At 70.0% G+C, this 26,112-nt stretch carries 23 protein-coding genes; 6 read left to right on the top strand and 17 right to left on the bottom strand.

Going from position 1 to position 26,112, the window contains the following annotated elements; all coding sequences use genetic code 11:
* Window positions 1–70: 70 nt before the first annotated feature.
* Genes FB560_RS13470 through fepB form a run of 5 tightly spaced genes read right to left on the bottom strand, consistent with a single transcriptional unit; the run spans window position 71 to window position 4,847 of the window.
* Entirely contained in the window at window positions 71–925 is an 855-nt protein-coding gene (locus FB560_RS13470) for a siderophore-interacting protein (RefSeq protein ID WP_141872841.1), read from the bottom strand.
* A complete protein-coding gene (locus FB560_RS13465; protein WP_141872840.1) occupies window positions 922–1,746 on the bottom strand; it encodes an ABC transporter ATP-binding protein in 825 nt (274 codons plus the stop codon). The genes FB560_RS13470 and FB560_RS13465 overlap by 4 nt, the downstream gene beginning before the upstream one ends.
* A gap of 10 nt (window positions 1,747–1,756) precedes the next feature.
* On the bottom strand, window positions 1,757–2,791 hold the full coding sequence (locus tag FB560_RS13460) for a FecCD family ABC transporter permease (RefSeq protein WP_229673058.1): 1,035 nt from the start codon (window positions 2,789–2,791) through the stop codon (window positions 1,757–1,759).
* A complete protein-coding gene (locus FB560_RS13455; protein ID WP_141872839.1) occupies window positions 2,788–3,846 on the bottom strand; it encodes a FecCD family ABC transporter permease in 1,059 nt (352 codons plus the stop codon). The genes FB560_RS13460 and FB560_RS13455 overlap by 4 nt, the downstream gene beginning before the upstream one ends.
* Window positions 3,843–4,847, bottom strand: coding sequence for a Fe2+-enterobactin ABC transporter substrate-binding protein (fepB, locus tag FB560_RS13450; RefSeq protein WP_141872838.1), 1,005 nt, complete (start codon window positions 4,845–4,847; stop codon window positions 3,843–3,845). Before fepB ends, FB560_RS13455 begins: the two co-directional genes overlap by 4 nt.
* A gap of 125 nt (window positions 4,848–4,972) precedes the next feature.
* Between fepB and FB560_RS13445 the strand changes: the two genes are divergently transcribed.
* Entirely contained in the window at window positions 4,973–6,427 is a 1,455-nt protein-coding gene (locus FB560_RS13445) for a helix-turn-helix domain-containing protein (protein ID WP_141872837.1), read from the top strand.
* 52 nt (window positions 6,428–6,479) lie between these two features.
* Here the strand turns inward: FB560_RS13445 and FB560_RS13440 are convergent, their stop codons facing one another.
* On the bottom strand, window positions 6,480–7,952 hold the full coding sequence (locus FB560_RS13440; RefSeq protein ID WP_141872836.1) for an NCS2 family permease: 1,473 nt from the start codon (window positions 7,950–7,952) through the stop codon (window positions 6,480–6,482).
* A gap of 93 nt (window positions 7,953–8,045) precedes the next feature.
* Between FB560_RS13440 and FB560_RS13435 the strand changes: the two genes are divergently transcribed.
* From FB560_RS13435 to purH, 3 genes are all read left to right on the top strand, one after another.
* On the top strand, window positions 8,046–9,440 hold the full coding sequence (locus FB560_RS13435; protein WP_141872835.1) for a cell division protein PerM: 1,395 nt from the start codon (window positions 8,046–8,048) through the stop codon (window positions 9,438–9,440).
* Between the two features lie 61 nt (window positions 9,441–9,501).
* Window positions 9,502–10,089: a phosphoribosylglycinamide formyltransferase gene (purN, locus tag FB560_RS13430; RefSeq protein ID WP_141872834.1), complete on the top strand. Its 588-nt coding sequence runs from the start codon at window positions 9,502–9,504 to the stop codon at window positions 10,087–10,089.
* 50 nt (window positions 10,090–10,139) lie between these two features.
* The gene (purH, locus tag FB560_RS13425; protein WP_141872833.1) at window positions 10,140–11,747 is read left to right on the top strand and encodes a bifunctional phosphoribosylaminoimidazolecarboxamide formyltransferase/IMP cyclohydrolase; all 1,608 of its coding nucleotides are present in this window, start codon (window positions 10,140–10,142) and stop codon (window positions 11,745–11,747) included.
* A 125-nt stretch (window positions 11,748–11,872) separates the two neighbouring features.
* On the opposite strand, the gene FB560_RS13420 is transcribed toward purH, so the two are convergent.
* Genes FB560_RS13420 through FB560_RS13375 form a run of 10 tightly spaced genes read right to left on the bottom strand, consistent with a single transcriptional unit; the run spans window position 11,873 to window position 22,454 of the window.
* The gene (locus FB560_RS13420; RefSeq protein WP_141872832.1) at window positions 11,873–12,403 is read right to left on the bottom strand and encodes a hypothetical protein; all 531 of its coding nucleotides are present in this window, start codon (window positions 12,401–12,403) and stop codon (window positions 11,873–11,875) included.
* On the bottom strand, window positions 12,400–13,497 hold the full coding sequence (locus FB560_RS13415; RefSeq protein WP_170198126.1) for a C45 family autoproteolytic acyltransferase/hydolase: 1,098 nt from the start codon (window positions 13,495–13,497) through the stop codon (window positions 12,400–12,402). Before FB560_RS13415 ends, FB560_RS13420 begins: the two co-directional genes overlap by 4 nt.
* Window positions 13,494–14,171, bottom strand: coding sequence for an FMN-binding negative transcriptional regulator (locus tag FB560_RS13410; protein ID WP_141872830.1), 678 nt, complete (start codon window positions 14,169–14,171; stop codon window positions 13,494–13,496). The genes FB560_RS13415 and FB560_RS13410 overlap by 4 nt, the downstream gene beginning before the upstream one ends.
* A complete protein-coding gene (locus tag FB560_RS13405; protein ID WP_229673059.1) occupies window positions 14,141–15,160 on the bottom strand; it encodes a P1 family peptidase in 1,020 nt (339 codons plus the stop codon). The genes FB560_RS13410 and FB560_RS13405 overlap by 31 nt, the downstream gene beginning before the upstream one ends.
* On the bottom strand, window positions 15,157–15,942 hold the full coding sequence (locus FB560_RS13400) for an ATP-binding cassette domain-containing protein (RefSeq protein ID WP_141872829.1): 786 nt from the start codon (window positions 15,940–15,942) through the stop codon (window positions 15,157–15,159). Before FB560_RS13400 ends, FB560_RS13405 begins: the two co-directional genes overlap by 4 nt.
* Entirely contained in the window at window positions 15,939–16,934 is a 996-nt protein-coding gene (locus tag FB560_RS13395; protein WP_141872828.1) for an ABC transporter ATP-binding protein, read from the bottom strand. The genes FB560_RS13400 and FB560_RS13395 overlap by 4 nt, the downstream gene beginning before the upstream one ends.
* Window positions 16,931–17,815, bottom strand: a complete 885-nt coding sequence (locus tag FB560_RS13390; protein WP_141872827.1) for an ABC transporter permease — start codon at window positions 17,813–17,815, stop codon at window positions 16,931–16,933. The genes FB560_RS13395 and FB560_RS13390 overlap by 4 nt, the downstream gene beginning before the upstream one ends.
* Entirely contained in the window at window positions 17,812–18,777 is a 966-nt protein-coding gene (locus FB560_RS13385) for an ABC transporter permease (RefSeq protein WP_141872826.1), read from the bottom strand. The genes FB560_RS13390 and FB560_RS13385 overlap by 4 nt, the downstream gene beginning before the upstream one ends.
* 1 nt (window position 18,778) lies before the next feature.
* Window positions 18,779–20,389 (bottom strand): ABC transporter substrate-binding protein, encoded by a 1,611-nt coding sequence (locus FB560_RS13380; protein WP_141872825.1) that lies wholly within the window; start codon window positions 20,387–20,389, stop codon window positions 18,779–18,781.
* A gap of 37 nt (window positions 20,390–20,426) precedes the next feature.
* Window positions 20,427–22,454: a primary-amine oxidase gene (locus FB560_RS13375; RefSeq protein WP_141872824.1), complete on the bottom strand. Its 2,028-nt coding sequence runs from the start codon at window positions 22,452–22,454 to the stop codon at window positions 20,427–20,429.
* Window positions 22,455–22,595: 141 nt separating this feature from the next.
* Here FB560_RS13375 and FB560_RS13370 point away from each other — a divergent pair, with 141 nt between their 5' ends.
* Both FB560_RS13370 and FB560_RS13365 read left to right on the top strand, forming a co-directional pair.
* Complete coding sequence (locus FB560_RS13370) at window positions 22,596–23,615, top strand: LacI family DNA-binding transcriptional regulator (protein WP_170198125.1); 1,020 nt, start codon at window positions 22,596–22,598, stop codon at window positions 23,613–23,615.
* On the top strand, window positions 23,612–24,763 hold the full coding sequence (locus FB560_RS13365) for a CaiB/BaiF CoA transferase family protein (RefSeq protein WP_141872822.1): 1,152 nt from the start codon (window positions 23,612–23,614) through the stop codon (window positions 24,761–24,763). Before FB560_RS13370 ends, FB560_RS13365 begins: the two co-directional genes overlap by 4 nt.
* Here the strand turns inward: FB560_RS13365 and FB560_RS13360 are convergent.
* A complete protein-coding gene (locus tag FB560_RS13360) occupies window positions 24,760–26,109 on the bottom strand; it encodes a PucR family transcriptional regulator (RefSeq protein ID WP_170198124.1) in 1,350 nt (449 codons plus the stop codon). The two genes, FB560_RS13365 and FB560_RS13360, sit on opposite strands and share 4 nt — an antisense overlap.
* Window positions 26,110–26,112 lie beyond the last annotated feature (3 nt).

Here is a 26,112-nt window from a genome sequence, read left to right as displayed (position 1 = left end):
GCATCGCCGCCGGCGCCATGGCCACCCGTGCGGGCGCAGACGATGGTGCCCGCACGGGTGGCGATGAGGGTCAGACGGGCAGCGACAGATCGTCCATGTCCAGGACCGTGCCGCCCGACCGCAGCAGCTCTTCGTAGGCGCGGAGTCGGGCCTCATCGATCGCGGTGTTGCTGGTCCCGCGCTTCCAGTAGCCGTAGACGGAGACATCGTCCTTCGCGGCGGAGAGGGTCGTGCGGAAGTGCGAGCGCACGGCGCGCATCTCGTCGCGTTCGCCCGCGCCCCACACCACGACGCCGTCCGCAGCGGTGACGCCGGCGAATTGCGCTGCGAACCCCTCACCCGGCCGCAGTCGTGTGAGGGCGAACCCGGGGATCCGGGGCAGCTCGTCGAAGGCCGTCACGTCGGAGGTCGCGACCCATCCTCTACCGTGGAGGCCGACAGGTGCCTGCCTCAGGAGCGCGTAGAGGGCAGGGATCGCCGTCGCGTCAGCGAAGACGAGCAGCCCGCGTCCGCGAGTCTCAGGGAACCGGAAGTGCGGTCGCGGACCCACGAGGGGAACGACGTCCCCGACGCGCAGATCGGCGAGCCATCGCATCATGGGACTCGACTCTCCGTGGCGCACCACATCGATATCGATCGTCTCGGCTGCTTCGTCCGCGGCACGTACGGTGTAGACGCGAGAGAGCTGCTCGGCGCCATCGGTCAGATGGATGCGCAGCGAGACGTTGGGCACGCTCCACTGCGGATCCTCGGCGAGGCCGGAGATGTGCACGACGATGCGCACGAGCTCCGCAGTGACCTCCCGGATCTCGCGGACGATGCCGTGCGTGCGATGCATCCCCTTGTTGTGATCGTTCGACAGGATCGCCTCCTGCTCGTGCAACGGCAGGCTGCGGTCGACAACGGGAACGGTTTCGTCTGTCATCGTGACTCCATTTCTTCGGTGGCATGGGGGCTGGGGCGGCGGAGATCGCGGGGGACCACGAGCGGACGGCCGGTCTCGGGGTCGGAGAGCACGAGAGCGTCGAGGTCGAAGACCTTACGCAGGTTCGGTGCGGTGAACACGGTTGCGGGATCGCCCTCGACGACGACGGCACCGTCGCGCATCGCGATCACGTGTGAGGCGTAGCGGGCGGCGAGGTTGAGATCGTGCAGCACGGCGACCAATGTGCGTCCGGACTCGTGGAGACGGGAGCACAGGTCGAGCACGTCGATCTGATGAGCCACGTCGAGGTAGGTGGTCGGTTCGTCGAGCAGGAGAACGGGAGTCTGCTGGGCGAGCGTCATCGCGATCCAGACCCGCTGCCGCTGCCCACCGCTGAGCTCCTCGACCAGGCGGTCGGAGTGGTCGCGAAGACCGACCTCCCGAAGCGCCTCCTCTACGACGCGCTCATCCTCCGCCGACCATTGCCGCAGCAGGCTCTGATGCGGGTTGCGACCGCGGGCGACCAGGTCGGACACGGTGATGGCGCCCGGCGCGAGGGGAGCCTGAGGGAGTAGGGCGATGCGCCGGGCGATCTGCTTGGTGCGCAGTGAGGCCAGATCGATGCCGTCGACCGTGACCGTGCCGGCGCGGGGCACGATCATGCGACCGAGGGCTCGCAGCAGGGTCGACTTGCCGCAGCCGTTCGGACCGATGATGACGGTGAAGCCGCCAGGAGGGATGTCGACGCTCAACCGGTCGACGATGGTGCGGGATGCGTAGGCGAGATGAAGGTCGCGGGCTGTGAGTGCGTGGGGGATCATGGGGTCCTCATCAGATGCGTCGGGCGAGCAGCGACAGCAGATACATGCCGCCGAGCAGACTGGTCACGAGGCCGACCGGCGTGCGCAGCCCGATGTCGAGATGCGCGGCGAGCAGATCGGCCAGCAGAAGCAGCAGCGCTCCCGTGAGCGCGGACACGCCGAGCTGCACACCCGGCGCCGGGGCGATCCGCCGTGCGATCTGCGGTGCGGCGAAGGCCACGAAGGCGATCGGCCCGGCGGCGGCGACAGCGATGGCCGCGGCGATCACTGCGAGGATGAGCGCCTGGAGTCGTCGCCGTTCGACCGAGACGCCGAGCGCCTGCGCCGTGTCATCGCCCATTTCGATGAAGGCGATGCTCCGCGCGCACGCCATGAGCATCGGGGTCAGGACGGCCAGTGCCGCGATCAGACTGATGGCGTGCGGCCAGCCGCGGCCGGTGAGGGATCCGGACGACCATACTTGGGCGAGCGTCGCGTCGTTGATGTCCGCACGCACGAGGAGCAGTGCCGAGAGCGCGCTCATCGTCGCACCGACGCCGATCCCCACGAGCACGAGCCGGATACCGCCGCTGACGCCGTCGCGACGGGCGAGCAGGTAGACCACGACTGCGGTGACCAGGCCTCCCGCGACTGCGGCGAGCGCCGTCTCGAGCACTCCGCCGCCGAACAGCACGATCTGCGCGACGGCACCGGTGGCGGCACCAGTGGTGAAGCCGATGATGTCGGGAGAACCGAGGGGGTTGCGCGAGAGCGACTGGAAGACTGCTCCGCTCATCGCGAGTGCTGCGCCGACCAGTAGAGCAGTGAGCGCGCGCGGCATGCGCCGCCCCCATACCGACCGCACGGTGGATGCGCTGGCATCGCCGGTCAGCGTGCCGACCAGGTCGGCGGGGCTGACGGGGATCGTTCCGGCGCACAGACTCACGGCCACCATGATCAGGATCACGACGGTGAGTACGCCCGCGGTGCGCGCGGCGCGGTCGTCGACTCGCAGCGACCAGCCGCCGATCCGCAGTACACGCACAGCGGAGAGCAGGGTGGTCACAGCGAGGCCACCCTCCGTGAGCGCACCAGGGCGATGAACAGAGGGCTGCCGAGCAGCGCGGCCGCGATGCCGCTCTGGAGGTCGGCGGGAGCCACGAGCGCGCGGCCGAGGGTGTCGGCGCTCACGAGCAGTCCGGCGCCCACGACGATCGAGCAGGGCAGCAGCCAGCGATGCGAGTTGCCGACGACCTGGCGCACGATGTGGGCGGCGGCGAGACCGATGAAGCCGATCGGACCGGCCGCGGCGGTGGCGCCACCTGCCAGCAGGACGACAGCGAGCGCTGTCGAGGCCCGCACCGCTCCGACCGAAGTGCCCAGAGAGCGTGCGGCGGCGTCGCCGAGGGCGAGGCTGTCGAGGGGGCGCGCAAGCAGCAGTGCGACGGACAGCCCGACGACGAGGAACGGCAGGACGGCGACGATGACGTCGAGCCCCCGGCCCTGCAGCGACCCCACCGACCAGAAGCGGAAGTACTGGAACGCCGTCTCGTTGCTGATCAGGATCATCTGCGTCACGGCGCCGATCGCGATGGCGACCGCGGTGCCGGCGAGGGCGAATCGCACCGGCGTGGCACCGCTGCGGTGTGCGGATCCGAGTGCGAACACGAGCACCGCGGCCAGCGCAGCTCCCGCGAAGGCGAACCAGATGTAACCGTGCACGGATGTGACGCCGAGGTAGGCGATGGCGACCACGACCAGGAGAGACGCACCCGCGTTGACTCCGAGGATGCCGGGGTCGGCGAGTGGGTTCCTGGTGAGTGACTGCATGAGCGCGCCCGCCATGCCGAGTGCCGCGCCGACCAGGATTCCGAGGAGCATGCGCGGCACACGAGACGCCATCACGATCACGTGCTCGTTACGGGTCGGATCATAGGCCGTGAGCGCGTCGAGAACCTGCGCTGGTGAGATCGGGTGAGAGCCGACGCCGAAGCCGACGACAGCCAGAAGCACAGTGGTCGCGCCGGCTCCGAGCAGCAGTGCGATCGCGCGTCGCGCCACGGCGGGATGACGCAGGGGAGCGTCGTCCCGCCGTGGCGAGGAAGTGACGGTCGAGGTCATTCAGAGAACGTGTCGACGATCAACTGCGTGGTGTTCTTCGCACTGAAGTAGTCGAGCCGGAAGGACTCCGTGCCGAGCGAGTGCACGCGGTCCGCCGCGACGGCCGGCTGGTTGACGAGCAGCGGGTCGCCGACGAACGCGGACACGGGGTCGCCGCCTCCCATCGCGACGAGGAACAGTGTCCGGGAGCCGGCGAGTCCGCTGGCGGCGTTCTCCGCGCTGAGGATGTCGACACCGTTCGCACCGGTCTGCTCGCTGCGGAACGCCTCGGCTGCAGCCTCATAGGTGAATCCGAGCGCCGTGAGCAGCCGCGCCTGCGGGCTGTCTGCTCCGAACGCCCACACGCCGTCCGCTCCCATGTAGACCGCCGCCGTCACCGGTTGCTCCGGAAGCATGATCTTCTCGGCCTGCGCAGCGACCCAGTCGTCGTACTCGGCGATCGTCGCGGCCGCCTGCTCCTCCAGGCCGGTGATCGTGCCGAGTTCCGTCGTCAGTTCCTGCCACGTCACGGTGCCGTAGTCCAGCAGCACGGTCGGGGCGATCTCGCTCAGCTGATCGTAGGCCTCGAGGGTGGCGTCCCCGCCGTTGACCGAGCCGATGATCAGATCCGGTTCGAACAGGTCGACCGCGTCCAGGTCGAGTTCGAGGTCGCCGTAGACGACTTCCACGCCCGCCTCGTCGGCCGCGTCCGCCCATTGAGTGAAGAAGCCCTTGTCGTCGCTCAGGGGGGAGACGGTGGTGGCGGCGGATCCGACCAGCGGGGCGTCGATCGCCAGCAGGCTCCCGGTGATCGACGGGGACACGGAGACGATGCGCAGCGGCGCGGCGGAGATCTCAGTCTCTCCCGCGCCGTGCTCGACGGTGCGTGGCCAGGAGCTGTCGCCGGCGGCCGCCGCAGCGGCTTCGGTGTCGCTGAGCGTGTCGGTCTCGGAGGAGCAGCCGCCGAGCGCGAGGGCAGCGAGGGCAGCCAGGGCGGTGACGGTGAGCAGGCGTGAGCGCATGAGGATTCTTCCTGATTCGGGAGGGGGTGCACGGGCCATCCAGTGCAGAGGAATCGGGCGGAGAGGGCCCGTAGAATCTGAACTTAGCCTTGCCTAACCTGATTCGAGTTTCTGGGAGCGCCAACGTGTTACCACTTCCCGTCGAGACCGGAGAAGTCCTCGCCGAACCGACCCTGCTGTGGTGCGTCAGAGGCCGCGGGCGGTTCGTGATCGACGGTGTGACCACGCGCGTCGCCGGCGGGCGGGCGCTTTGGGTGCCGCGCGGGAGTCGCGTGCAGGTCACACTGAGGCGAGACGACGTCGTGCTGCCCGTCCCCGGGCTCACCTGCGCAGGAGCGACGGGACCCACGCGGATCGAGATCCCGTCGTCCTGGGAACCCTGGCTCCTCCATGCATTCGGCGAGGCGCTGGCCTACCTGGATGGTGCCTCGATCCGCGGGCGGCTGAGCGCACTGCTGGGAGCGGTGGCCCCGGAACATCCCATCGTCGCACGTCCCGCCCCACCCACGTCCGAGGAGATGGGCGTGCTCGCTGCGGCGATCGACGCAGCGCCCGCCGTCCCGGTCGCCGAGTTGGTGCGCCAGCGGATGCCGGGCTGGAGTCAGCGGACTCTGCAGCGGCGCTTTCGACAGGAGACGGGACTGACCCCCGCACAGTGGGCGAGAGAGCATCGGATCGCCGTGGCGGCCGACATGCTCGCGAGTGGCGAGGAGGTCGCCGCCGCCGCGCAACGCGTCGGATACCTCACGAGCAGCGGGTTCAGCCGGCAGTTCCGGGATCTCACGGGCACGTCGCCCGGTCGTTGGCGGCGGGTGGCCGCAGCTCCGGAGCGGACAGTGCTCCTCCCGGCACCGATGCCTTCCCAGGAGGTGCTTCCGGCGCATCGCACCTGGCTCCGCGCCAACGGCGCGCACGTCGCGGTGTGGGTGGTCCGGGGTGCCGCGACGATCACGGTCGCCTCCCGCACGATCGTGCTGTCGGAGGGACAGGCCATCGTGATCCCGGCCGGCGTGCCGAACTCCATCCGGCTCTCACCGGGGTCGCTCCTGCTCCCCGTCGGCTATCGTTCCGGGCGTTCGGCGGCGATCGGCGCGCCGTCCGTTCCGGCCGTCATCCGTGGCGAAGAGACGGCGGACCTGATCCAGGCGATCGTCTCGGCCTACACCGGGGTGCGGCCGTTCGGGGCAGATCCCGGCGCGGGCTTCGACCTGATCAGCATCCGCTCCACGCCGGAACCGGTGGACGCCGACGACATCCTGCTCGCGCGGTTGGCGAGCGCTGTGGCCATGGGCGACATCACCGAGCCGACCCTCGCGGAGTGCGCCCGCTGGTCAGGCGCCTCGGAGCGCGAGCTCAGCCGTGTGGTGAACGAGAGGGCAGGGGTCACGTTCGCGCAGTGGATCCGGGTTTCGCGCATGTCGCGGGCGCGCGTGCAACTGCACGGTGGAGCAGCGGCCTCGGCGGTGTCGCGCCAGCTCGGATATGCCCATCTGCCGGCATTCTCCCGCGCCTTCCGCAAGGTGCACGGCACCAGTCCGCGCGCCGTGCCCGTCGTGAACAATCAACGCCGGAGCGCATGAGAAGAGGGGCGGATGCCGCAGCATCCGCCCCTCTCGCGTGGTGGGGGTCCGGTCAGATCCCGACGCCGAACAGCGCCTCGATCGGACCGCGCGCGAAGAACAGCACGAACCCGGCCGCGACCACCCACAGCAGGGGGCTGATCTTCTTCGCCTTGCCCGAAAGCGACTGCACGAGCACCCAGCTCACGAAGCCGGCGCCGATGCCGTTGGCGATCGAGTAGGTCAGCGGCATGACGGTCACGGTGAGGAACACCGGCAGCAGCACGCTGAAGTCGCCCAGATCGATGTACTTGATCTGCGCCATCATCATGGCACCGACGATGATCAGCGCGGCGGCGGCGATCTCGGTCGGGACGATCGAGGTGAGCGGGGTCAGGAACATCGCCAGGAGGAAGATGCCACCCGTCACCACATTGGCCAGACCCGTGCGGGCACCCTCGCCGATGCCGGCGCCGGACTCGATGAACACGGTGCTCGACGACGAAGAGGTGGCACCACCGGCGATCGCGCCGACACCCTCGACGATCAGCGCCGACTTGATGCGCGGGAAGTCGCCCTTCTCATCGGCCAGGCCCGCTTCCTTCGCGAGACCGGTCATGGTGCCCATGGCATCGAAGAAGTTCGAGAAGACGAGCGTGAACACGATCATCACGAGGGCGACGAGGCTGACCTTGTTGAAGTCGAACCCGAAGTCGACCGCGCCGATCAGACTCAGGTCGGGGAGGCTGACGGGCGAGCCCGTGAGCGCCGGGACCGTGAGGCTCCACCCGCCGGGGTTGACGGCACCGTCGGCACCGAACTGCGGACCGAGGTGCCAGATCGCCTCGACGATCACCGCGAGCACCGTGCCCGAGACGAGTCCGATCAGGAGACCGCCCTTGACCTTGCGGGCCACGAGGATGCCGGTGAGGATCAGCGTCGCGACGAACAGCACGGTGGGCACGGTCGCGATCGAGCCGCCGATGCCGAGCCCGACAGGCGGGGAGGCGGCACCCGTCGCGGTGACGAAGCCGGAGTTCACGAAGCCGATGAACGCGATGAAGAAGCCGATGCCGACCGTGATCGCGATCTTCAGCTGGAAGGGAACGGCGTCGAAGATCAGCTTGCGCAGACCGGTCGCCGCGAGCAGGACGATCACGATGCCGTTGATCATCACGAGCGCCATCGCCTCGGCCCAGGTGACCTGGCCGACGACGGAGAACGCGACGAAGGCGTTGATGCCCAGGCCGGCGGCGAACCCGAACGGCAGGCGCGTGACGAGGCCGAACAGGATCGTCATGACACCGGCGGTGAGCGCGGTGGCGGCACCGACGGCGCTGAAGTTCAGCGTCGTCCCGTCCACGTCGGCGGCGCCGGTGAGGATGATCGGGTTGAGGATCACGATGTAGGCCATGGTGACGAACGTCACCAGACCACCTCGGATCTCGGTGCCGACGGTGGAACCGCGCTTGCTGATCTCGAAGAAGCGGTCGAGCGCGTTCTTCGGTTCGGCAGTCGCGGGGGCAGGGGACGGGGCAGTTGTCATCGGGGGAACCTCCGCAGGAGACGATATCGTGTCGCCCGCACCCGCGCGCGCCCCCAGGAGGCAGCGGGGTTCTCGTCGTAGTCTCGAATCGCTATGCAACGCCTCCTCGTCGCGCTCCTCGCCGCCTTCGACGCCGTCATCGCCGCTGCGGTCGGCCTCGTCGTGCTGCTCGCGCCGCTGACCCTGTTGTGGACCCTCGCGTTCGGCGCGACGGCGGATTGGGGTGCGCTCTGGCCGCTCACCGGAACGCTGTGGGCATTCGGTCACGGCGTGCCGCTCGATGTCACCATCGCCTCGGAGATGCTGGTCGCCCTCGCGATCCCCCCGGCCGCGGCGAGCTTCGTGGTCTCGGTCACACCCCTCGCCTTCCTCCTGTTCACGCTGCTGTTCGCGGCGCGCTCCGGTGCCCGCGCCGCCAAGGCAGGCGCTTGGCTGCTGGGCTCGCTCTCGGGCACGGCCGTGTTCGCGGCGATCGCCGTGGGCGTCGCCCTCTCGGCTCGGTTGGACGCCGTGCAGACCTCCTTCCCCCTCGCGATCGTGCTGCCGAGCGCCGTGTATCTGGTCGGCGCTGTGTGCGGCGCGGTCCGGGTCGCCTGGGAGGACGGCGACGGCGGCCTGCTCGACCGCCTGCATGACGTCGTCGACACCTGGGGCGACTGGACCCCGGTGCCCGCCGCGATCGTGCGCGGTGCAGCCTTCGCGGTGATGGGAGTGACGGCGGCCGCCGCTGCCGCTGTCGCGCTGATGACGCTGTTGCGGGGCGGAGAAGTGGTCGCGCTCTTCCAGGCGTCGCGTGTCGACGCTCTCGGTGCGACGGTGATGACCATCGGGCAGTTCGCCTACCTGCCGACGCTCATCGTGTGGGCCGCCTCCTGGATCGCGGGCCCCGGATTCGCGGTCGGCGTCGGCACCGCCGTCTCTCCTGCCGGCACCCAGCTCGGTGTCGTGCCGGGCATCCCGATCCTGGGGCTGCTCCCCGAGAACAGCTCGATCTGGATGCTCATCGTCATCCTGATCCCGATCGGCGCCGGAGCGGTCGCCGGATGGGCCGTCCGCTCGCGGCTGGTCTGGGAGGGCACGCCGCTGGCCATGCTGCCCCGCGCGGTGATCGCCGTCGGCCTCAGCCTCGTCACGGCCGGCGTCGCTGCGGTCGCTGCTGCGCTCGCGCACGGCTCGATGGGGCCGGGACGCCTGGTGGAGATCGGACCCGCACCCGTCCCGTTCGCACTCGCGCTCGGGGGAGAGGTGCTGCTCGGCGCCGCGATCCTGCTGCTCTCTCCGCGGCATCGCGACGAACTGGCCGAGGAGCGCACCGATCGCTGGAACGCGGAGATGGCGGCCGTGCCGACCACCGACTGGGCGACGATCGACCGTGCACCGGCGACCACGCCGCAGGGAACGACCGGCTCGGCCGACGACACGGCGCCGCTCGATGACCTCGGCAGGTTCACGACCCCGCTCACCGATCCGACCGAGCGCCGCGACTGACGGTCGCGTCGGGAGCACCGGCCCGGCAAGAGCGGGCCGCGCGCCCCGGTAGACTGGGCGCGTGCTCACGGTCGCCGTTCTCATCTCGGGCACCGGCTCGAATCTTCGCGCCCTCCTCGAGGCCGCTCGTCATCCCGACTTCCCTGCTCGGGTGGTCGTCGTCGGCGCCGACCGCGAGGCCGACGGTCTGGCGCATGCCGAGGAGTTCGGCATCCCCAGCTTCACGGTCCCGTGGCACGAGCACGACAGCCGCGATGCGTGGGGCGAAGAGCTCGCCGGACAGCTGCGCGTCTGGACACCCGATCTGGTCGTCCTCTCCGGACTCATGCGGCTGCTGCCGCCGGCCGTGGTCGCGGAGTTCTCGCCGGCCCTGATCAACACGCACCCGGCGTTCCTGCCGGAGTTCCCCGGCGCGCACGGCGTGCGGGATGCGCTCGCGGCCGAGGTCGCGCAGACGGGTGCGAGTGTGATCGTCGTGGATGACGGCGTCGACACCGGGCCCATCCTGGCGCAGGAGCGCGTGCCGATCCTCGACGGCGACACCGAGCACTCCCTGCACGAGCGCATCAAGCCGGTCGAACGACGACTCCTGATCGACGTCGTCCGCGGCATCGCCACCGGCGAGATCACGCTGACCTCCGCTTCCTGACCTTCCTCTTTCCCACCGACGCACGTCCCTCACGCACGAAGGAGCCCATCATGGCCGGCCCCCGCCACGACCCCTCGCTCTACCGCGATCGCGATACGGTGCCGATCCGGCGCGCGCTCATCTCGGTCAGCGACAAGAGCGGTCTGCTGACGCTCGCCGCCGCGCTCGCCGATGTCGGAGCCGAGATCGTCTCGACCGGTTCCACGGCCGCCACGATCCGCGAGGCCGGGTTCGAGGTCACCGATGTCGCCGCCGTGACCGGCGTCGCCGAGATGCTCGACGGACGCGTGAAGACCCTGCACCCGAAGATCCACGGTGGTCTGCTGGCCGACCTGCGCCTCGAGGACCACGAGCGTCAGCTCGACGAGCTCGACATCAATCCGTTCGACCTCGTCGTGGTGAACCTGTACCCGTTCGTCGAGACCGTCGCCTCGGGCGCTGTCGGCGACGACGTGGTCGAGCAGATCGACATCGGAGGGCCCGCGATGGTGCGCGCCGCCGCGAAGAACCACGCGAACGTCGCGATCGTCGTCTCGCCGCAGTCGTACCCCGCCGTCGTCACCGCCATCGCGGGCGGCGGAACCACGCTGTCGCAGCGCCGCGAGCTCGCCGCCCGTGCCTTCGCGCACACCGCGGCGTACGACACGGCCGTCGCGTCCTGGTTCGCGGAGGGAACGCTGAACGCCGAGGGCGACCTGCCCGCGCACCTCACGATCCAGGCCGAGCGCCTCGCCACACTCCGCTACGGCGAGAACTCGCACCAGCGCGGCGCGATCTACACGCGCGCCGGCGGTCACGGTATCGCCCAGGCCACGCAGCTGCAGGGCAAGGAGATGTCGTACAACAACTACGTCGACGCCGACGCCGCCCTGCGTGCGGCCTACGACATGATCAAGCCGGCCGTCGCGATCATCAAGCACGCCAACCCGTGCGGCATCGCGACCACGGCCCCGAACGCGCTCGACCCGATCGCCAGCGCACACCTGCGCGCGCACGAGTGCGACCCCGTGTCGGCCTACGGCGGAGTCATCGCCGCGAACGGCACCGTCACGCTGAAGATGGCGGAGAACCTCAAGGACATCTTCACCGAGGTCATCGTCGCCCCGTCGTTCGAGCCGGCCGCGCTCGAGGTGTTCAAGGCCAAGAAGAACCTGCGTCTGCTGCAGCTGCCGGAGGACTGGCAGCAGGAGCGCATGGACGTGCGCCTCGTCTCCGGCGGACTGCTGCTGCAGGACGCCGACCGCTTCCCCGACGACATCGTGTCGGTCGCGAAGAACTGGGAGCTCGTCTCCGGTGAGCGCCCGAGCGACGAGGAGATGGAGAACCTCATCTTCGCGTGGAAGGCCTGCCGCGCAGTGAAGTCCAACGCGATCGTGCTCGCCAAGGACAACGCCACGGTCGGTGTCGGCATGGGCCAGGTCAACCGCGTCGACTCGTGCCGCCTCGCGGTCGAGCGTGCGGGCGACCGCGCCGCCGGTTCGGTCGCGGCATCCGATGCGTTCTTCCCGTTCGCCGACGGTGCGCAGGTGCTGATCGACGCGGGCATCAAGGCGATCGTCCAGCCCGGCGGATCCGTGCGCGATGCCGAGGTCGTCGATGCCGCGCGCAAGGCCGGCGTGACGATGTTCTTCACCGGAGAGCGCCACTTCTTCCACTGAGCCGTGGCTGTCGGCGTCGCCGACACCCGCGCTCGCCACCGAGGCCCCCGTCTGCGCACGTCCGCAGGCGGGGGCCTCGCTGGTGCTGAGGGGCTCGGCGCACCGGCGCACCCTGCCCCCGCGGATCAGAGGATCACGATCGCGGACATCGCGACGGTGGAGGCCGCCATGGTGACGTGGTGCAGCCGGTGCGCCCAGGAGCGTTCCGCACGCAGCGCGATCGCGCCGAGGAGGAGCGCGCCGATGCCGAATGCGCCCCCCATCATCTGCGGCATCATCGCACTCCCGCCGTGCGCGTGGCCCGCGGGGGCTGCGACGGAGCCAGGGGTCATCGTCGTCATCAGGAGGATCAGGGCCGCGGTGGAGACCAGCCCCAGGGCGAGGTGCCCTGTCAGGACCGACGAGCGGCCACCCGCCGCCGCCTCGCCTCCGCGACTCGAACGGCACCGCGCAGCGAGAGCGAGGGCGGCGGGGAGCATCACGGCGAACCACATGATCGGCGGCAGCAACGCCAGCGTCATCGCGTCGGCCATGCCGATGAACATGAGCGCGGCCGCAGCGACTTCGGGAAGACCGACGCCGCGTCGGATCAGAGTGAGCGACCCCGCACCGACCAGCGCCGCCGCCAGCGCGAAGACGTGCAGGACCTCGCTCAACGCGACGACGTGATCGGGGCGTCGCGCACCGACATCCGACGCCACGCGGCCGTGGACACATCGGCGGGCGCCGCCGCCGCGAAGGCCATCGCGCCGACGGCGACATCCAGCGCGACCGTGAGCTTGGTCTCCCAGCGCAGGTGCTCCGGCTGATCAGCCCGAGCGCGCACCGAGATCGGAGCATCCGGGATCGCCCCGAACGCGAGCGCCCTCTCGCGATCGTCGACGATGGCGGCGAGCTCTGCGGCATCCGTCAGGCACTGATACCGGGGGATGCTCGTCGTCTCGTACGGTGAGTACTCGCCGGCGGCGAGCTCGGCGTCGAGGAAGTGATTCGTGTGCGCCAGAGTGCGTCCGCGCCGTGCCGGCAGCACCGCGACACCCGCCGGCGACACCTCCACGGCCGCGGCCGAGGGCGTCGTGCCGTCGAACGCGACGACGGTCAGCACGCTCGACGCGGCCAGCGGGACGGAACGAGCCACTGCCACGGCGTCGGCCAGTGAGGTGGCGCGATCCAGGATCATCCGGGCGAGCACGTGCACGGGAACCCCGGCCTGCGAGCCGTCGGACCGGTGATGCAGGATGTTGAAGTGCACCCCGACGCCGCGATCGTTCACGCCGATCTTGGCGGGCTGACCGAATTCGCAGAACGTCACGACCCGCGCTCCGGATGTCGATCGCAGACGTCGGACGACGGTCTCGTTCGAGAGCGTCTCATGCCAGTCCCAGGTCTGCAGCGTGCGCGGCGGTGTCGCGTCGTCGGGCACGTGCACGACGGTGGAGCATTCCATCGACGGCGTCATACGCGCCAGGATCTCGGTGCGGGCGGTCAGCAGGTGCACGTCGGTGAGGGGGAGACCGCTCCCTTCCGCCATGCCGGCGAACTCGGCCGCGATCTCGGGCGCATGGGTCTCGGTGGATGCACGGCACTCGTCGGCGACGGCTCTGGCGCGCTCGGCGGAGACGCCGGACTGCGCGAACAGCCGCAGATAGGAGTCGCGCGCATCGTGCAGTTGAGATGACCAGTGCGAGCCGAACCGGACACCCTCGTCGTGAGGGCTGTCGACCTCCGAGGACCACTCATGGACGATCATTCGTCTCCTCCGATGCGTTCGACCAGCTCGGCGACGTCGCCGTAGGGGCATCCCCTGGTGCGGGACGCCGCGGCCACCCGCTGCCGCACCTCGCGGGGCTTGTCCTGGCTGACCTTGAACACGGCGCGCTGCTCGAGGATCTCGAACCGGAAGGACACGATCCCGCCGACGATGCGCTCGAACGTGGGGAGCGAGCCGGTCATGTCCCATGCTGTCGGCTCGAGTGCTTCGAGCTCCTCGACCGTGCGCGTCACGACATGCATGCCGTCGGCGGCATCCTCGAGAACCGTCACCCTGGCGGTGAGATGAACGGCCGCGTAGTCCCAGGTCGGGACGTTCGGGTCGTCGGCATACGTGGTGGGGGAGACGTAGTCGTGGGGGCCGGAGAACACCAGGAGCACGGAGTCGCCGTCCGAGATCTGCTGCCACTGCGGATTCTTCCGAGCGATGTGCCCGAGGAGCTCCCCGCCGACGAAGCCGCCGTCGGCCGCCATCCGCTCGATGATGACGGGGGTGTGCGTCACGGTGGGCGCGCCATCCGCTCCGCCGCCGTTCGAGACGATCAGCGCGAACGGATGCCGGCGCACGAGCTCGGTGACCTCATGCTGCGAGGGGGCGAGGTACTTCTCGAATTCGTACATGATCAGCCCGCCGCGCAGAGGATCGCGTCCCACGCGGTCTCGCCGGCGAGGGTGGCCACGGCGGTGGAGTTCAGCGACAGCCTGCCGCGCGAGGTGCCCGGATCTTCTGGCAGCGCGACCTCATCGGTCGTGAGGGCGAACAGGGTGTCGCCGTCGAGCGGGGTGTGGAACGGCTGGATGCCGCGGTGCATGGAGCTGTGCACCTGCAGGCCGAACTGCTTGAGCTCGACGTCGGACAGCTGCACGTTCGTGACGACGGCGGTGATCGTCGTGTTCCCCGACATCGAGTCGACCAGACGGGACTCCGCGATCGCCTCCTCGTAGTCGAGTGCAGGATGCCGGCGCTCGCCGGTCAGCGCGTCGAAGTTGCCGCGGATGATCCGGCCCGCGCGGTCGATGATCACGCCGTAGGGATTGAGCACCGTGACGACGAGGACCTTCACATCGCCGATCTGACGGAAGGCGGCGCCCTGTCCGGTGAACTCGACGCGAGCGGGATCGACCTTGCCCGACGAGGCGGAGGCCCCACCGCCCACGCGTCCGACCTCGATCACACCCTCGCGTGCGGCCTGGAGTGCCGCCTTGCCGAGCGCGGTGTCGGGGAAGACCGAGTTCTCGCGCACCGAGTAGTCGTAGATGATCGCGCCGGACACCAGCTGGAGCTGATCGAACCCGGAGCGGTGCTCGGCCCGCTCGAACAGGGCCTCGGACACCCCGGCGACGGCGGAGAGCCCGTACACGGATCCTCCGGCGAGGCAGATCGCATGGTTGTAGCCGTAGAGTCCGCTCGCGCCGACGGCACCTCCGCGGCGATCGGTGAACGTCCTCGCGCCGCCGGGGATCGACAGCACCGTCGCTCCGGTCGGACCCTCGGCGTACTCGGCGGTCCCTAGGAGCACCCCGGGGAAGTCGTACTCGACCTGTCCGCGATCCGTGCCGTGCACGGGGGTGAGGGCGAAATCGCCGTTCGAACGACGGGGACCCGCGGGCAGGACGGGGGCGAGGCGATGGGTGTCGGTCACGATGAGAGCTCCTGGAACAGTTGACGCGAATAGGGATGGTCGGGCATGTCGTAGAACACCGCGGCGGGCGCATGCTCGACGATCTCGCCGGTGCGCATCACCGCCAGGTGGTGGGAGATGTACCGCACGGCGGCGAGGTCGTGAGAGATGAACAGGGCCGCGAAGCCGTGCTCGGCCTGCAGATCCTGGATGAGGTTGAGGATCTGCGCCTGCACCGAGACGTCGAGCGCGCTGACGGCCTCGTCGAACACGATGAACGCCGGATGCGTGACGAGAGCGCGGGCGACGCTCACCCGCTGGAGCTGTCCTCCGGAGAGCTGGTGCGGCCGGCGGGCGGCGAACGACGCGGGCAGGCCGACCCGTTCGAGCATCGCCACGGCGCGCTCCTCGGTCGCCGTGCTCCGCCGCTCGTGCACGAGCAGGGGTTCGAGCACCGAGGAGAGCACGGTCGAGCGGGGGTCGAGCGCCCACCGCGGATGCTGCAGCACCGCCTGCATCCGACCCGCGCGGGATCGGAGGTTACGGGCGAGCGGAGCTCCCTGGAAGCGCACGGTCCCGGAGTCCGGGCGCTGCAGGCCGAGCACGACGGAGCCCGTCGTGGTCTTGCCCGATCCGGACTCGCCGACGAGGCCGAGCGTCTCACCCGGAGCGACCGAGAACGAGACGCTCGACATGGCTCTGACCTCGCGCCGGTTCGCGCCGATGCCGGAGGTGAAGGCGACGCTGACGTCGTCGAGCTCGATGGTGGGTGCGGAGGTCGACGCCGACGATGCGGTGCTCATGCGGACACCTCTTCTCCGGGGCGGGGCCCCGCTCGATGGTCGGCGTCGACGAGTTCCGCCGCACGGATGCAGAGGCTGTGGCGGGGGCCGAGAGATTCGGGGCGGACGACCTCGCACGCGTCGATCCGGTGCGCGCAGCGTGCGGCGAAGGCGCATCCCTCCGATTCGCCGTGCAGGACCGGTGGTGAACCGGGGATGCTGGACAGCCGTTCTCCGCGCTTCGCCCGCGAAGGGTCGGTGGCAGCGAGCGCCCGTGCGTACGGGTGCACAGGGCTGCCCAGCACAGCGGCGGCAGGTCCGCGCTCCACGACACGGCCGGCGTACATGACGGCGACCTCGTCGCACCATCGCGCGACGGCGGGCAGATCATGGCTGAGCCAGAGGATGGTCGTGCCCTGCTCACGCGCCTGTGCGAACAGCAGCCGCATGACCTCCTCGCGGACCTGGCTGTCGAGCGCCGCCGTCGGTTCGTCGGCGATGAGGAGTCGAGGGCGCCGGCACATCGCCATGGCGATCGCCACGCGCTGGGCCATACCGCCCGAGATCTGATGCGGGAACAGACGGACGACGCGCGCGGGGTCGGCGATCTGCATCGATTCCAGCAGCTCCACCTGGCGGCGTGTGGAACCGTCATCACCGACGGCGCGGAGCACGAGCCGGAGCTGTGCGCCGATGCGCATCGTCGGGTCGAGCGAGCCGATCGGATCCTGGGCGATGTACGCGAGGGTGTCGCGGCGGTAGGCGCGCAGCGCGTCGTCGTCGAGGCCGAGCACGTCGATGCCGTCGACGTCGAGCGCACCCCGGACGATGCGCGCGGAGCCCGGCTGCAACCGTCCGATGACGGCGGCGAGCGTGGACTTGCCCGAGCCGGATTCGCCGACGATCGCGACCGCACTCCCGGCGGCGACGTCGAGGTCCACTCCGTCGAGTGCGCGGACCGTGGTGGCACCCGTGAAATCCAGGGCCAGGTCGCTGATGTGCACGGCGGTCATCGGAGGGACCTCGTCTCTCGCGGTTCGAATCGGTCACGCAGGCCGTCGCCGATGATGTTGATGCACAGGATCGAGATGACCAGCACGACGCCGGGGATGATGACGAGCTGAGGGGCCTGAGTCATGTAGAGCATCCCCTGTTGGATGAGGAGCCCGAGAGACGCCTCCGGCACCTGCACCCCGAAACCGAGGAAGCTCAGGCCGCCCTCGACCAGGATCGCGACGGAGAGCGCATAGCTCGCCTGCACGGCGATGGTCCCCGAGATGTTCGGAAGCAGGCGGCGGGTGAAGATCACCGGAGTGCGCACGCCGCTGATGCGTGCCGAGATGATGAAGTCGCGTTCGGCCACGGCCCGTGTCGCGATGCGGACGACGCGGGTCATGAGGGGGATCGTGATCACCACGATGCTGATGATCGCGGCAGGGCGTCCGGGGCCGAGCAGCGCCGAGACCAGGATCGCCAGCACCAGCGCGGGGAATGCATAGAGCACGTCCGCGACGCGCATGACCGCTTCGTTGACGGCACCGCCGTAGTAGCCGGCGAGCATCCCGAGCAGGGTGCTCACGACGGCGGAGCACAGCACGGCGACGATCGAGACCACGAGGGTCGTCGCCGTGCCCTGGAACAGCCGGGGCAGGAGCGAGCGGCCGAGGTTGTCGGTGCCGATCGGCGCGAGTGCGGACGGGCCGTCGAGGCGCCCGCCGACAGTGGCACTCGTCGATCCGGTCACACCCGTCAGCACGGCGATCACCGTGACGATCACGATCACGCCGAGCACGATGATCGCGGTCCGCAGCACCGCGTCGCTGCGGCGCCACGCGCCGCGCGTCGCCTGGCTCGCGGCGCGGACGCGGTAGGTGGCTGTGGGTACGACGCTCATCGGCGGCTCCCTCCGGTCAGGCGCAGGCGCGGATCCAGCGCGTTGGCGATGAGGTCGACGAGCAGGCTCGCGACGATGAACACGATCGCGGCCAGCAGCACGGCGCTCTGCACGATCGCATAGTCGCGGCGACCGAGCGCCGTCTGCAGGTACGAACCCATGCCGGGGATGTTGAACACGAACTCGACGATCACGGTGCCGCCGAGGAGGACGGCCACCAGGGCACCGACGATCGTGAGGATCGGGGCGGCGGCGTTGCGCAGCACGTGGTGCCGCACGATGAACCAGGGCGTCTCCCCGCGAGCCACCGCGGCCTGCACGTGCGGTTCCACGAGCACGTTCATCACCGCGTCCCTCGTGTTCCTGGCGACCACGGCGACGCAGCCCACGGCCAGGACCGTCACAGGGAGCACGAGAGAGCCGAAGAATCGCGCGGGGTCGACGGCGAACGGAGCGAACCGTCCGACCGAGACGCCGAGTCCCAGCGTGGAGACCAGGAAGACCACGACTCCGGCGAGCAGGAACTCGGGGATGCTGATGCCGAGCGCGCTGACGATGCGCCCGACCGCGCCGGCCGATCCCTCGGAGCGGAGCGCGGCGAGGAAGCCGAGGGGGATCCCCACCAGCAGCGTCACGATGATCGTGAGCAGAGCGATGGTCGCCGTGACCGGCAACCGAGCGGCGAACTCCTCCGACACCGACACGTTCGAGACGAACGAGTAACCCAGGTCACCGGTGAGGACGCCGAAGAGCCAATGGAAGTACTGGGTGACCACCGGATCGTCGAGTCCGGACTCGGCCACCGCCTGGGCCCGCTGCGCCTCGGTGGCGAGCGGACCCAGGACGAGGTCGATGTAGTCGCCCGGCATGAGACGCACGGACGTGAAGATCAGCACCGAGACGACGACGAGCGTCAGCAGTGCGGCGCCGATGCGCCGGAGCGACCACAGAGCGACGGCCATGTCAGCTGGCGCGGAACTGCGTGATGTAGCGGAGGAAGTTGCCGTAGCCCTCGTCGCTGCTCAGCGTCGGCGACAGCGAGGCGGTGTTCCATCCGATGGTGGAAGGACGCAGCACCAGCGGCACCATCTCGCTCTGCTCGTCGGCGACGGCGCACAGCTTCTCGAACACCGCGGCGCGGTCGGCACCGGGTGCGGTCGCGTACCCGTCGGCGATGAGTCCGTCGAGTTCGTCGGAGCCCTTCATGAAGACGGCGGAGAAGCCGGCGACCTCGGGATTCCACCAGGTCGTGACCATGGCCGGATCCGCGTACCCGGCGAACCAGCTGAGTGCCAGGTCGAAGTCGGCCGGGCTGCCGTAGACGGCGGCGGAGTAGGTGGCGTAGTCGACCTGCTGGATCTCGACCGTCACGCCGATCTCCGCGAGGTTCTGCTGCATGACCTGTGCGATCTGGGCGAGCACCGGCTCGTCGGTGTACACGACCAGGTCGAGTTCGAGGCCGCCGATCTCATCGATCACGGCCTTCGCCGCCGCCACATCCCGTGCCGCGGAGGGGAGGTCCTCGGCGACACAGGCGTCGGGAAGGCCGGCCGGGGTGACACCGGTGGCGGACGTCGAGCCGCCGAAGGCCAGCTCGTTGATCGCATCCCGGTCGATCGCGCTGTTGATCGCGAACCGCACGTCCTGATCCTGCAGAGCCTCGTCGCCGGTGAGCGAGTTGATCATCAGGTAGTGGAAGTCGGTGTTGCGCTGGCCGACGACCGTCACGTCCTTCGCGTTCGCGAGGAGTTCGGCGGAGTCGATCGAGTTGAGCACCGCGAAGTCCGCCGAGCCGTCCCTGAGTGCGGCCGCCCTGGTGGCCTCATCGCCGACGATGTCGATCGTCAGGCTCGAGAATCCGAGGGATGCGGCGTCGGGGTGGTGCTCGTTCGGCTCGAAGGTCCACTCCTCGTCCTGCCGGTGCGCGGTCGCCACGAGAGGGCCTGTGCCGACCATCTCGGTCGTGATGTCGATCTCGCCCGACTCGATCTCGGCCATCGGCAGCACCGCGGCCGGGGTGTTGGCGAGTGCCGCCAGGAAGGGGGCGTACGGCTCGGACAGCGTGACCGTCACCTCGAGGTCGCCCGTCGCCTCGATCGACGCGATGGGACCGAGCTGGCCGGTCCACGTCGTCGGGGTGTCGAGGAGCCGCTGGAGGCTGCCGACCACGTCCGCCGCGGTCATGGCGCGCCCGTTGGAGAACACGGCGTCGTCGGCGAGCGTGAAGACGTACTCGGTGTCGCTGGGCGTCTCCCAGGACGTGGCGAGCGAGGGGGCGACGTCGAGGTTCTCGTCGATGGTGGTGAGCGTCTCGTACGAGAGTCCCTCCAGCATCCAGGAGCGAGCCGTCGCCGCGCCCTGCGGGTCGAGGCCGCTCGCCTCGGCGGTGTCGTAGTCCACCTGGACGATGAGATCGCCGCCGCTGTCGAAGGCGTCGTCCGAGACGGCGAGGAAGCCGGGAGCGACCTCGTCCTGCGTGGGTTCTGTGTCGGGTGAGGCGCCGGCGGCGCATCCGGTGAGTGCGAGGACGGCGACGGCGGTGAACGCCACCCCCGCGCGAGCTGCAGTGTGCATGTCGGTGTTTCCCTTCGGGATGCCGGACGACGGCGGATCAGCCGTGGTGCGACGACGGGCGGACAGAGAGGTGATGCAGGTGGTGCTCGGTGCGTGCCGCGCCCGTGTCCTCGTGAGCACAGGCGCATGCGGTGGGGGAGGCCGGAACGTCGAGGGTCGGGTTCCGGTCGAAGAAGTCGTGGGGTTTCAGGGTGAAGCCGCAGGTGTCGACGGGCATGATGGGCCAGTCTTCCGTGCGGGGGAAATGCGTGAGACCGAACGTGTGCCAGAGCACGAGATCGGCGCCGTCGAGTGAGGCGTCGTCGGCCACGAAGGCGGGAAGACCCTGCTCCGGGGCGCTCTGGTTCACCACATCGCCCGCGGGATAGCGTTCATCGGGGTCGTACGCGGTGACCCAGAGATCGGACGTCGCGAAGCGGGCCCGCGAGGCGATCACGGAATCGGGCTGCGCGAGGAGCACCGGCTTGCCCTCCGGCGTCAGGACGTAGGAGGTCGGCCGGCCGAGGCGGTTCTTCGCGGTCGCGCTGCTGACGCGCCATGTGCGATCGACCGTCGCATTGGCTCTGCGCCGGCCCTCCTGCTCGCTGCGCAGACGGGTCTTCGTGAAACCGATCGCACTGCCGTGCAGGTTGTCGTCGTCGACCGGGAGAGCTCCGACATCGACCTCGTCGATCACGGCGGGCCCGTCGTCGACCGCCATGTCGAGGCGTGCGCAGAACAGGTGCTGGTGGTACGGAGCGGCGAGGCCGGGGGCGAGCTCGCTGGCGAAGCGGCTGGTGCGCTCGTCGTAGGCCGCGGTGAACACGAGACCCGTGGCCTTGGCCTCGAACTCGATCTTGCCGTCGAGGTAGAGGTACCAGTAGAACCCGTAGTCGTAGTTGCCGACCGTGACGAAGAACGAGATCACCAGGCGTCGCTGGCGCCGGACGTCGCTCGAGCCGGTGAACTGCTCGGTGTGCTTCCACAGCACGCCGGCGTCCTCCTCGTGGATGCAGATCGCGTTCGGGAGGACTTTCACGTTGCCCCGCGCATCCGCGATCGGCACGTCGAGATAGGTGATGTCGCCGACGCAGTCGCAGCCGAGCTCGAGCGAGTTCACCAGCCGGCCGAGCAGGTACTCCCCGGTGTCGAAGTAGTTCTGCCAGAAGCGCACCGGTCCCGGATCTCCGTAGGGGACCAGCATCTCGGCGATCGAGGCGCGGTGCACGATCGGTCGCACGCGTCCGTCGTCCTCGAAGCCGATGCCGTGCAGGATGAGGCCCTCCCGCATGTCGTAGCCGACGCGCAGCGACCACTTCTCCCAGGAGATGACGTCGCCGTCGAACGAGAAGCTCGGGCCTTCGGGCTGCCGGATCACGATGGGCTTCTGCGTCGTGCGTTCGGGGCCGAACGTGCCGGGCACGTGGTAGTCGCCGGTCTCCTGCGGGATCGGCATCACGCCGGTGTCGATCACATCGACGACGGTGCGGCTGGCGAGGTCCACGTAGGCGACGAGCCCGTCGATCGGATGCGCCCACGGCATGGTCTGGGGTGTCGGCTGGTGGTGGCCGAGAACACGGGCCAATCGGCGACCCTGCTCTCCCTCGATCGGGAAGCGGCCGGCGGAGAGCCCTGCCAGTGCGACCGTGCGCGGGTCGTCGATGCCGCGTGCGGCCAGCGCGGTCGCCCAGCGCTCGTCGGCGCCGATGAGCTCGCGGATGATCCCGTGCTCCTCCTGCAGGAGCGGCACCTGACCGTCGAGGTCGGGGTCGATGTCGACGTCCTTCGCGAGGGTACCGCTGGCGAGGTCGACCGAGAGCGCCCTGGCGCGGCCGCTGTCGACGTCGAGAAGCTGGACGCGTGCCCGGCGGGGGACACTGCGCCCCGCAGCGACCTCCGCGCGATCCGGTTCGTCGAGTCCGATGTAGGCGATGCGGTGGGCCTCGTCGAGCGCGTCGTTCGCACGGAGGATCTCGGCGACGCGCTGCAGCTCGTCCGCGGAGAGCGTCGCGTACGGCGCGCCGGATTCGTCGCCGAGGCGGCGCGAGCGCTGGACGTGGTCGGACGTGGAACAGCTGCAGTTCATGGAGTCTCCGTCGGAAGTCGGTGCCGGAACGTCTGCGTGCCGGAACGTTCCGGCAAAAGTATGCGAAAAGGATGTTACGGCGCAAGACCCGATGTGTTTCGAGTGGATTACGACTGGGTCGGTGTGGTTAGACTCGGCCGCATGCAAGAGCCACGGCGTGCCCGATTGATCGATGTCGCTCGGCGCGCCGGGGTCGGCAAGACCACCGCGTCCGATGCGCTCAGCGGTGGCGGACGCGTCTCTTCCGCCACTCGTGAAGCGGTTCTCGCCGCTGCCGCTGACCTCGGCTACTCCGTGAACACGGCCGCGCGGCACCTCAGAGGCGGCGCGATCGGCACCATCGGCATCGTGCTCCCCGAGGTCGTGTCGCGGTCGTCGTACTACATGGCCTTCACGTTCGGCATCGTCACCAGCGCCGCCGCGCACGACATCGACGTCACCATCGTCAGCCCGTCCGTCTCGTCCGGTCGCTCGCGGCCGATCCGCGCCGACGGACTCATCATCGGCGACCCGCTCTCGGGCGACGCTGCGCTGCCGGCGCTCATGTCGTCCGGCATCCCGATCGTCACGCAGGAGCATCTGCCGGATGACATCGCCGGCACGCCGGACGGCGTCATCTGGTCGTCGCACGAAGCGGCCATGCTGCGGCTCTTCGACGAGATCGACGTGACCCAGGCCCGTCATCCGGCGCTCCTGGTGGCGCCGGACGCGACCGACTGGTCCCGTCAGCTGGTGGCCGGGTATCGCGAAGGCTGCGCGGCGCGCGACCTCGACCCCGTGATCGCGCCGATCTCGTTCGAAGCGCCGTGGCACGCCGTGCGCGAAGCGACGGAGCGGCTGCTGCAGACGCGCCCGGAGACGGATGTGATCATCTGCGGACCGGACTCCAGCGCGATCGAGGTCGTGGCCGTGCTCGGACGGCTGGGGCGCACGATCGGCGAGGACATCACGGTCGTGTCGTGCGTCGATCACCCCTCGCTGCCGTTCCTGACGCCGTCGATCACCTCGATCGACCTCCGTCCTCGCGACTCAGGGGTCGCCTGCGCCGAACTCCTCATCGATCTGCTCGACGGTCGTGCGGCATCCGGCACGGACGTGGAGTTCCCGATCGCCGTGGTGGCCAGGGAATCCACCGCGCGGGCGCTGCGGGTGCGCCGGTGAGCGCGCCGCTCGACGGCATCATCGTCGCGGACTTCTCGCGTGTGCTCGCCGGGCCGTTGGCGACGATGACCCTCGCCGACCTCGGCGCCAGGGTCATCAAGGTCGAACGACCGGGAAGCGGGGATGACACCCGCGCCTGGGGTCCGCCTTACGCCGAGTCCGGCATCACGACCTACTTCGAGTCCGCCAACCGCGGCAAGGAGTCGGTGACGCTGGATCTCACGGATCCGGCCGACGTCGCACGCGCGCACGCGCTCATCGCCCGCAGCGATGTCGTGATCGAGAACTTCCGGCCCGGTCTGTTCGCGACGCTCGGGTTCGACTGGGATGCTCTCTCCGCTGCGAATCCCGGGCTGGTGTACGTCTCGGTGAGCGGCTTCGGCCTCGAGGCCGGCGCCGCGCTGCCGGGGTACGACTTCGTCGCGCAGGCGGTGGGCGGTCTCATGCACATCACCGGCGAGACCGACGGCGATGCGATGAAGGCCGGCGTCGCGCTCGTCGACGTGCTCACGGGCAAGGACGCGGTGATCGGCATCCTCGCCGCTCTGCGTCGTCGCGACCGCACGGGACGGGGATCCCGGATCGACGTCAACCTGCTGTCGAGTCTGCAGGCGGCACTCGTGAATCAGGTCTCCGCGCATCTGGGAGCAGGCTCAGAGCCTGGCCGGCTCGGCAACCGCCACCCCTCGATCGCGCCCTACGAGTCGCTGCGCTGCGCGGACGCGCCGATCGCGGTGGCGTGCGGGAACGACGCACAGTTCGCCCGGATGACCCGCGAGCTCGGACGACCCGAACTCGCCGCCGATGACCGCTTCCTGCGGAATCCGGATCGTGTCGCGCATCGCGATGCCCTGGTCGCGGAGCTGGAGTCCGCACTCGCGCAGGGCACGGCCGCGGCCTGGGCGGATCGCCTGAATCGGATCGGGGTCGCCGCGGGTGTCGTGAACTCGATCGGTGACGGCATCGCGCTGGCCGAGCGGCTCGGACTCGATCCCGTGTGGGAGGCCGTGGGGGTCGATGGGCGCCGATCACGGCAGATCCGGTCGCCGCTGACGTGGACGCCCGGCATCCCCGTGTCCTCGGCGGCGCCGCCTCTGCTCGGCGAGCACGACGAGTCGGTACGCGCCTGGCTGGACGCGGACGTCTAGAGCGGGAGATCGCGGAGTGCGATCCAGAGCTCGGCGGCCACATCAGGGTCGTCGAGCGAGACATCCAGCAGCCTCTCGGCTGCCAGGATCCGCGGACGGATGGTGTTCCGATGCACGCCGAGCGCGCGGGCCGCGCGTTCGGCCTGCTGTCGGTTGCGCAGGTACGCCACGACGGTGCGATGCAGGTCCGGATCGGACGACGCGAGCGTGGCGGCCCAGCGCCGGGCGCGCGCGTCCGGATCGACCTGAAGCCCGCCTCCGGAGGACGTACGGTGCAGGGCGACCACGCGGGCAGCGGCCGCGGGGACGTCCTCCAGCCCGACCTCGCCGCTCGTGATCCCGGAGCCCGCGGCCGGGTCGGAGTCTGCGGGCCACAGCGTGAGATGCACGCCGTCGCGCTCGACACCGCGTCCGATACCCCCGGCGGCAGGCTGCCCGCTCGCCACCACGCGGAAGAGCAGCGGCAGGTCCACGTCGGATACGGCCGCCAGCGCACGAGCCGCCGGCGCCTCGCCGCGGAGGGCGAGGGCGGTGATCCAGTCCGCGGGAGGTGTCGATCCGCCCGTGTCGCCGGCGGTCAGGAGCCGCAGGAGCGCCGTCGCCGTGAGTGCGAGCTGGCGGTCGGAGCTGCCGAACGGTCTGCCCGCACCGAGGGCGAGTGCGCCGCGAGTGCGCTCGCCGTCCGTGACGGCGTGTGCGACCACCGTCGAGCCGTGCGAGACGAAGGATGCCGCCTCGACGCCGGAACGCAGCAACGACCTCTCGACATCAGCGCGCACGGACGGGAGCATCCCCTCCAACGATCGCGGATGCAGCAGCGCCGGTGCGGCGCTCCGACCGAGCGGCAGCCAGGCCACCCATCCGCCGATCGCCTGCGCCATCACGCGGACGACGGCAGCGACCGGGTCGGGTCCCCCCGCGGCCTGCACCAGTCGGGTGTGGGCGTGCGCGGTGCGGATCGCCTCCTCCTGACCGCCGCGCCCGGCGATCGACCAGAACGCGCGCGAGACATCGAGGAAGGGTGCGCCGTCAGGGACTTCGAACACGGGGATACCGGCGGATCGGCACCGTTCGACCAGAGCGGGCGGTGCCTGTTCCCAGCCCTCTCCGAGGCCGATCCCGATCGCACCGATGCCCTGGGCGGCGAGACGGTCGACGTAGGCGCCCGCCGCCGCGGCGCGCAGCGGGATGCCGGTGGTGAGCAGGAGTTCGCCCCCGTCGAGATAGCGTCCCGGATCTTCGAGCTCCGAGACATGGACGCCGCTGATCCCTCGCGCGGCATCGAACGGGGCGAGGGGGCGCAACGAGCTGCCGGCCAGACTGACGAGCTCACCGAGGGACACCATGTC

Source organism: Microbacterium saperdae, from assembly GCF_006716345.1.
Classification (GTDB): domain Bacteria; phylum Actinomycetota; class Actinomycetes; order Actinomycetales; family Microbacteriaceae; genus Microbacterium; species Microbacterium saperdae.
The sequence above is the reverse complement of the archived record's forward strand: the minus strand, read 5'-3'. Positions and strand labels throughout refer to the sequence as shown.

Bases quoted from the DNA above. Each gene is read 5' to 3' on its own strand.
- FB560_RS13415 (WP_170198126.1), bottom strand. From the start codon at position 13,497: ATGATCGTCCATGAGTGGTCCTCGGAGGTCGACAGCCCTCACGACGAG.
- FB560_RS13395 (WP_141872828.1), bottom strand. From the start codon at position 16,934: ATGACCGCCGTGCACATCAGCGACCTGGCCCTGGATTTCACGGGTGCC.
- FB560_RS13465 (WP_141872840.1), bottom strand. From the start codon at position 1,746: ATGATCCCCCACGCACTCACAGCCCGCGACCTTCATCTCGCCTACGCA.
- FB560_RS13400 (WP_141872829.1), bottom strand. From the start codon at position 15,942: ATGAGCACCGCATCGTCGGCGTCGACCTCCGCACCCACCATCGAGCTC.
- FB560_RS13360 (WP_170198124.1), bottom strand. From the start codon at position 26,109: ATGGTGTCCCTCGGTGAGCTCGTCAGTCTGGCCGGCAGCTCGTTGCGC.
- purH (WP_141872833.1), top strand. From the start codon at position 10,140: ATGGCCGGCCCCCGCCACGACCCCTCGCTCTACCGCGATCGCGATACG.
- FB560_RS13470 (WP_141872841.1), bottom strand. From the start codon at position 925: ATGACAGACGAAACCGTTCCCGTTGTCGACCGCAGCCTGCCGTTGCAC.
- FB560_RS13435 (WP_141872835.1), top strand. From the start codon at position 8,046: ATGCAACGCCTCCTCGTCGCGCTCCTCGCCGCCTTCGACGCCGTCATC.
- FB560_RS13375 (WP_141872824.1), bottom strand. From the start codon at position 22,454: ATGAACTGCAGCTGTTCCACGTCCGACCACGTCCAGCGCTCGCGCCGC.
- FB560_RS13380 (WP_141872825.1), bottom strand. From the start codon at position 20,389: ATGCACACTGCAGCTCGCGCGGGGGTGGCGTTCACCGCCGTCGCCGTC.
- FB560_RS13455 (WP_141872839.1), bottom strand. From the start codon at position 3,846: ATGACCTCGACCGTCACTTCCTCGCCACGGCGGGACGACGCTCCCCTG.
- FB560_RS13385 (WP_141872826.1), bottom strand. From the start codon at position 18,777: ATGGCCGTCGCTCTGTGGTCGCTCCGGCGCATCGGCGCCGCACTGCTG.
- FB560_RS13390 (WP_141872827.1), bottom strand. From the start codon at position 17,815: ATGAGCGTCGTACCCACAGCCACCTACCGCGTCCGCGCCGCGAGCCAG.
- FB560_RS13440 (WP_141872836.1), bottom strand. From the start codon at position 7,952: ATGACAACTGCCCCGTCCCCTGCCCCCGCGACTGCCGAACCGAAGAAC.
- FB560_RS13370 (WP_170198125.1), top strand. From the start codon at position 22,596: ATGCAAGAGCCACGGCGTGCCCGATTGATCGATGTCGCTCGGCGCGCC.
- fepB (WP_141872838.1), bottom strand. From the start codon at position 4,847: ATGCGCTCACGCCTGCTCACCGTCACCGCCCTGGCTGCCCTCGCTGCC.